Raw genomic sequence first — 3,224 nt, forward strand, 5'->3', positions numbered from 1 at the left:
TGGTCCTCAAGCCCGCCGAAGCGATGGCGCGGCGCCTGCTCTACCTGATGGCGCCCGACATAAAGCTTTCCGTGTCCCCGGCGAACGCCGGGGCCTCAGGCGCCCTGCACCCATCTCCCGTGTCCCCTGCGAAGGCAGGGGCCGCGATTCCCCGCTTCCGCTTCACCGAACCCCTCGGCCCCGGTCCGAAGAATAATGGCCCGCGCATCCGCTTCTTCAATGAACCGCCAAGGCCGCCGAAACCCGCGCGCACACCCCAGCCGAAAACCAGCGCCCCGCTGCTCGCCCGTATCCGCGCCCTCCAGGCGGTCATCGACCAGCCCGAGGCCCACGCCAAACGCTTCGCCCGCTGGATCGCAAGTCGCAAGGCCAGAGGCCATCCGCGCCCGGTCGCGTTCGCGTTCCTGAAAATCCCCGGCATCAACCGCAAGCGCCTCGAACCGATGGTCAAGCAGGACCTGCGCTTCTTCAACGAGGCCGCCTTCTACAAACTCCAGCCCCCGCCCGAGCCGGGTTAAAGCCGAACACAAAGGCCATCTCAGGGGCTCATGCCTCAAGCGAAGTCGAAGGACGGGCCCCGTGCGATGGAACCCCATGCGCGCGGCCCGCGCCCGTGCCCCAAATCCAAAGCAAAAAAAACCCGGCTGCGAATGAACGCGCCGGGTTTGAGTATCGGGCCCCGAAGGGGGGAGGAAACGCCCAATCGGAGGAGATCGGGAAATGCCCGGGGCCCTTGGCATACAGGCTAAATAGGGATTTCGGCCTGCGGTGCAACCTGCATGACAGCAGTTCACCCATGCAAATACGCATTTAACAAAACTGTAATATTAGCTTTGGTGCATAGATGGCCGCCGCAGCGGCTCCGTCTCGGCCGTCACGAAGTCGCGGAACGCCGCCACGCGCTTCGACCGGCGCAGGTCGCTCGGATAGACGAAGTAGAGATCGAAGATCGGCCCGACATGGTCCGGCAGCACTTTCACCAGGCGCGGCATCGCGCTCGCCATGTAATCGGGCACATCGGCAATGCCGAGCCCGGCATCCACCGCCCGCAGCATCGCGAAGACATTGTTCAGTTTCAGTGACGCGGGGCGCGGCGGGCTGTCATCGCGGCCCACCCGGCAGGCAAAGCTCATTACGTTGAGCAGCGAGTTTTCATCGCCATAGGCAATGATGCGGTGATTATCGAGATCCTGCGGCGTGCGCGGCACGCCTTTCTGCTTCAGGTATTCCGGCGAGGCATACAGGCTCGTCGCCACGGTGCCGAGCTTGCGCTGGATCAGGTCGGCCTTGTCCGCCGCCCAGAGCCGGATCGCACATTCAGCTTCCAGTTTCAGGAGGTCATATTCCCGGTCTTCCAGGCGCAGGTCGAGGTGCAGGTCCGGGTGCTTGCGCGAGAAGCCGCCAAGGCGCGGCACCAGCCAGGTCGAACCGAAGGCGACCGGCGCCGATACGATCAGCTCGCCTTGCGGCGTGTCATGCTGGTCCTTGAGCGCCGTGTTGGCCAGTGCGGCGGCTGCCGCCATCTCCATCGTGGACCGGAACAGCGTATGCCCGCTATCGGTCATCACCAGTCCGCGCGCATGTCGCTGGAACAGGGACACGCCCAGCTGCTCCTCCAGCGCCGCAATTTGGCGCGACACAGCCGACTGCGATATCCCCAGGCGCTCGCCTGCAGATGTCAGGCTGCCCGCTTCGGCTGCCGCGTGAAAGGATTTCAATTTGCCCCAATCCATGGTGAGCGGTTGTGACGCCTCTTGAACCCAGCGGCAAGTGAAGAATCCACAGGATGGCTAATTCCGGATTTCCCGGTAAGCTTGTATCTGTTTGATTTTTCAAGGAGATACGCGATGCCTGATCCGTTCCTGATGAAACCGGTCGGCCATGTCCGCTGCGACCGGGCGGAAGCCATAGATGATGACTGGGACTCCGTCCCCGCCCGCATCGAACTCGACACGGCCCTGTTCGACGCCGAGGCCCTGATGGGGCTGGGCACCTTTTCCCACGCCGAAGTGATCTTCCTGTTCGATCAGGTGCCCGACGCCAAGATTGTCACCGGCGCGCGTTATCCGCGCGGCAACACGGACTGGCCGAAAATCGGCATCTTCGCCCAGCGCGGCAAGAACCGCCCCAACCGTCTCGGCGCCACGATCTGCGAAGTCCTCTCGGTCGATGGCACCGTGCTCCATATCAAGGGCCTCGACGCGATCGACGGCACGCCCGTGCTCGACATCAAGCCCGTCATGTCCGGCTTCCAGCCGCGTGGGGAATTGCGCGAACCCGGCTGGGCAAAAGAGATCATGAAAACCTACTGGTAGGCCGCGCCTGGCAGCTTGTCCGGATTGCGCATGATGTAGAGCCAGGCGATCCGCCCGGACGCATCCGGCGCCAGCGTCAGCACGAAATCGATCCGCACGCCCAGCCAGCGCACCAGCGCCGGCGCGCCATTCACCTCCGCCACCTCCAGCCGCCAGTCCGTCGCCGCGCCCGACCGGCGCATCACCGATGCAAACACGGTCAGGATATCCTGCGCGCCGACCAATGGCCGCAGCGCTGCGCTCGCCTTGCGCCCGCCATCGCTCAGCGCCACGGCGTCCGGCGCCAGCAATTGCCGCGCCGCCTCGAAATCATCCGCCGCGACCGCCGACAGGAAGCGCGCGATCAGCTCGCGCACCTGATCATCCGGCGCATCAAATCGCGGCCCGCTTTCCTGCAGCCGCCTGTGCGCCCGGCTGACCAGCTGGCGGCATGCGGCTTCTGACTTGCCAAGCGTCGCTGCGATCTCGTCATATCCGGCATCAAACGCCTCACGCAGAATGAAGGCCGCCCGCTCCGCCGCGCTCAGGCGCTCCATCGCCCAGAGCAGCGCCAGCTCGCACTCCTGCGCAATCTCGAACCGGGCGCCTGCGGCCTCCGCCTCTGCGGCAAACAGCGGTTCAGGCAGCCACGGCCCCGGATAGGCCTCCCGTTTCGACCTTGCCGCGCGCAGCGCATCGATCGCGATATGGGTTGCCGTCCGCCTCAGCCATGCCGCCGGATTGTCGATCGCTCCCGGATCAATCCGCGACCAGCGCAGCCACGTATCCTGCACGGCATCTTCGATCACTTCCAAATGCGCAAGGCCGAACACCCTGGTCAAGATGGACACCATTTTACCGAATTGGTGCCGGAAGAGGTGGTCAATGATGTTGGTGGATTCCAAAGTGTGAAAGGTGTGAGAGGTGAGA

4 protein-coding genes are annotated in these 3,224 nt (G+C 64.4%); 2 read left to right on the forward strand and 2 right to left on the reverse strand.

Features of this window, described 5'->3' with window-relative positions:
• A partial coding sequence (locus AADA04_RS13335) for a hypothetical protein (protein WP_340693765.1) occupies nt 1–518 on the forward strand: 518 nt, incomplete at its 5' end.
• A gap of 309 nt (nt 519–827) precedes the next feature.
• On the opposite strand, the gene AADA04_RS13340 is transcribed toward AADA04_RS13335, so the two are convergent.
• A complete protein-coding gene (locus AADA04_RS13340; protein WP_340693766.1) occupies nt 828–1,718 on the reverse strand; it encodes a LysR substrate-binding domain-containing protein in 891 nt (296 codons plus the stop codon).
• Nucleotides 1,719–1,847: 129 nt separating this feature from the next.
• Between AADA04_RS13340 and AADA04_RS13345 the strand changes: the two genes are divergently transcribed.
• The gene (locus AADA04_RS13345) at nt 1,848–2,315 is read left to right on the forward strand and encodes an SAM-dependent methyltransferase (protein ID WP_340693767.1); all 468 of its coding nucleotides are present in this window, start codon (nt 1,848–1,850) and stop codon (nt 2,313–2,315) included.
• Here AADA04_RS13345 and AADA04_RS13350 read toward each other — a convergent pair.
• Nucleotides 2,306–3,224: sigma-70 family RNA polymerase sigma factor (locus AADA04_RS13350; protein WP_340693768.1), on the reverse strand; the 919-nt coding region annotated here is incomplete at its 5' end. The genes AADA04_RS13345 and AADA04_RS13350 overlap by 10 nt on opposite strands.

The sequence above is a fragment of the Hyphomonas sp. genome, assembly GCF_037969335.1.
Taxonomy (GTDB): Bacteria; Pseudomonadota; Alphaproteobacteria; order Caulobacterales; family Hyphomonadaceae; genus Hyphomonas.